General features: G+C 76.7%; 2 protein-coding genes. Both read left to right on the forward strand.

Going from position 1 to position 3486, the window contains the following annotated elements:
- The coding region (locus tag GA0115242_RS30125) for a non-ribosomal peptide synthetase (RefSeq protein ID WP_141721808.1) at positions 1-1685 on the forward strand (1685 nt) is incomplete at its 5' end.
- A 279-nt stretch (positions 1686-1964) separates the two neighbouring features.
- Positions 1965-3486: condensation domain-containing protein (locus GA0115242_RS30130; protein ID WP_237549389.1), on the forward strand; the 1522-nt coding region annotated here is incomplete at its 3' end.

Raw genomic sequence — 3486 nt, forward strand, 5'->3', positions numbered from 1 at the left:
CCGGCCGTCTCGCCGCCGCCCTGGCCCGCGCGGGGGCCGTCCCCGGCACACCCGTCGGCGTCGGCGTCGGCCGGGGCGTGTGGTCGGTCGCCGCGATGCTCGCCGTCTGGCGGGCGGGCGGCGTGTACGTCCCGCTGGACGCGCGGCTCCCCGCGGAGCGGCTGCGGTACATGCTCGACGAGGCCGGGGTACGGCACGTCGTGTGCGACCCGCGCACCCGGGACGCCGTCACCGCCCTCGGGGCCGTCGCGATCGACGTCTCCACCCTCGGCGCGGACGACCCGCGCGACGCGCCCCGGCACCGGCCCGACCCCGAGGACCTCGCCTACGTCATCTTCACCTCGGGATCCACCGGCCGCCCCAAGGCCGTCGGCGTCGCCCACCACGCCCTCGACGCCCATGTCGCCACCGCCCGCGCCGCGTTCGCGCTCACCGCGCGGGACCGCGTCCTCACCTTCGCCTCGACCTCCTTCGACGCCTCCCTGGAACAGATCCTGCCCGCCCTCGCCACCGGGGCGAGCGTGGTGGTGCGGCCCGACGACATCTGGGCCCCCGAGGAACTCGCCGACCGGGTCGCGGACCAGCGCGTCACCGTCATGGAACTCACCCCCTCCTACTGGGCGGAACTCGTCGCCCGGCTCGACACCCTGGCGCCCAGGCTCGCCTCCCTGCGGCTGCTGGTGACCGGGGGAGAGGCCCTGCCGGCCGACCCGCTGGAGCGCTGGTTCGCGCACCTGCCCGCCGTCCCCGTCGTCAACACCTACGGACCCACCGAGACGGTCGTCTCCGCCACCGCGCACACCGTGACCGCCGCGCCGCACGGCCGGGTGCCCATCGGCCGCGCGCTGGGCAGCCGCCGCGCCCACGTCGTCGACCCGCTCGGCGACCTGGCCCCCGACGGAGTCCCCGGCGAACTCCTGCTCGGCGGACCGGAGTCGGCGCGCGGCTACCTCGGACGGCCCGCCCTCACCGCCGAACGCTTCGTGCCCGACCCGTTCGGCGGACACGGCGGCCGCCTCTACCGCACCGGCGACCTGGTGCGCCGACGGCCCACCGGGGAACTGGAGTTCCTCGGCCGCAACGACGACCAGGTCAAGATCCGCGGCTTCCGCGTCGAACCCGGGGAGGCCGAGGCCGTGCTGCGCGCCCACCCCGGTGTGCGGGGCGCCGCCGTCGTCGTCAGGACCCTGCGCGGCGAACCCGCCCTCGTCGGCTACGCGGCGGGCGGCGGACTCTCCGCCGAGGCGCTGGAGACCCACTGCCGGGACCGCCTGCCGCACTACCTGGTGCCCTCCGCGTTCGTGCTCCTGGACACCCTGCCGCTGACCGTCCAGGGCAAGCTCGACCTCACCGCCCTGCCGGAGCCGCAGGCCCCCGAGGCACCGGAGTTCGTCCCGCCGCGCACCCCGGCCGAGACGGTCGTCGCGCAGATCTGGTGCGAGGTCCTCGACCTGCCGCGGGCCGGGGTCCACGACGACTTCTTCGCCCTCGGCGGCCACTCGCTGCGCGCGGTCGCCGTCGCCTCCCGGCTGCGCACCGCCTTCGACTGCCCCCTCCAGGTGCGGGACCTCTTCGAGCACTCCACCGTCGAACGCCTCGCCGCCGAGGTCGAGCGCCGACTGCTCGAACTGATCTCGGAGATGAGCGACGACGAGATCGACCTCTCCCTGACAGCCGACCTCTGACCCGCGCGCCCCGGCACCGCGCACCTGCCGCGGCACCACCCAGGGACCGTACGACCCCGAGCACCGCACGCCCCGTGCCGGGCGGGCCCGTCCGCCGGATCGACGACGGACGCCCGCCCGCACCACAGGCCCCGCACCGCCCGCACCGCCCCGCACACCCCGGCCCCGGTCACGGAGCCCGCGCCCGGCGCCCGACCCGCGCACCGCGGCGGACGCCCCGCGCGCCCGCGGCCCGCGCCGCACCGACTTCCCTCCCCGTCCTGAGATCGGAGTGCCCCGATGACCACATCCGACGTGCGTCCCGGCCCCCTCACCGCGGGCGGCGGCCTCTCCCCGGCCGCCCGCCGCCTGCTGGAGCAGCGGCTCAGCGGCCTGTCCGGCGCCCGGGACACCGGCCCGGCCCGGGTACGGCCCCGCCCGGACCGCGTCCCGCTCTCCGCCGCCCAGCAGCGCCTGTACTTCCTCGACCGGCTCGACCCCGGGGCCGCCACCTACCTGCTCCCCGCCGCCTGGCGGTTCACCGGCCCCCTCGACCTGCCCGCGCTGCGCGCCGCCGTCACCGACCTGGTCGCCCGGCACGAGCAGCTGCGCGTCGTCTTCCCCGAGCACGAGGGCGTCCCGTACCAGCGGGTGCTGCCCGCCGACGCGGCCGTCCTGGACGTCACCGGAGCGGGCGCCCCGCCCGGCGAGGACCGGGAACGGCTGCTGGCCGCCGCCGTGCACGCCGCCGCCGTCCGCCCCTTCGACCTCGCCCGCGAACCCGCCTTCCGCGCCACCCTGGTCCGCGCCGCCGACGACGACCACGTCCTGGTCCTCGGCATGCACCACATCGTCTCCGACGGCTGGTCCCTCGGCCTGCTGGTGCGCGACCTGACCGAGCTGTACCGGGCCAGGACCGAGGGCGACACCGCCCGCCTGCCCGAACTGCCCCTCGACTACGCCGACTACGCGATCTGGCAGCGCGGGACCGACCGGTCCGGCGAACTCGACCACTGGCGCACCCGGTTGGCCGGTCTGACCCCGCTGGAGCTGCCCACCGACCACCCGCGCCCCGACACCCCGAGCGGCACCGGCGCCGCCCACACCGTCACCCTGCCGCCCGCCCTCACCGACGCGCTCACCGCCCTCGGCAGCCGCGCCGGGACCACCCCCTACATGACCGTACTGGCCGCTTTCCAGGCCGCGTTGGCGTTCCACACCGGACAGCGGGACATCGCCGTCGGCACCGTCGTCGCCAACCGGGAGGAAGCCGCCACCGAACAGCTCGTCGGGTTCTTCGTCAACACCCTCGTGCTGCGCGGCGACTTCTCCGACGACCCGACCCCGGCCGTCCTCCTCGCCCGCACCCGGGACACGGTCCTGGACGCCTTCTCGCACCAGTCGGTCCCCTTCGAGCAGGTCGTCGACGCGCTGAGCCCGGAGCGCGACCTCGCCCGCAACCCCCTCGTCCAGGTGCTCTACACGCACACCGACGTCGCCGCCTCCGCCGTCCGCCTCGGCACGACCGACGGCGCCCCCTACCGGATCGACCTCACCACCGCCAAGTTCGACCTCACCCTCGACCTGCGCGACGGACACGGCCGCACCGACCTGGTCCTCATCCACCGCCCCGACCTGTTCGACGAGGCGTCCGTCGCCGCGCTGGCCCGGCACACCGTGGCCCTCCTGGAGGCGTTCTGCGCCGCCCCCGACACCCCGCTGAGCGCCGTCGACCCGCTCACCCCGGCCGAACGCGCCCACCTGCTCGGACCGCAGGGCCCGGCCCGCGGCGGCCCCGGCACCGGCGGCCGGAACCCGCGCA

Source organism: Streptomyces sp. SolWspMP-5a-2 (assembly GCF_900091845.1).
In the GTDB taxonomy this organism is placed as follows: Bacteria; Actinomycetota; Actinomycetes; order Streptomycetales; family Streptomycetaceae; genus Streptomyces; species Streptomyces doudnae.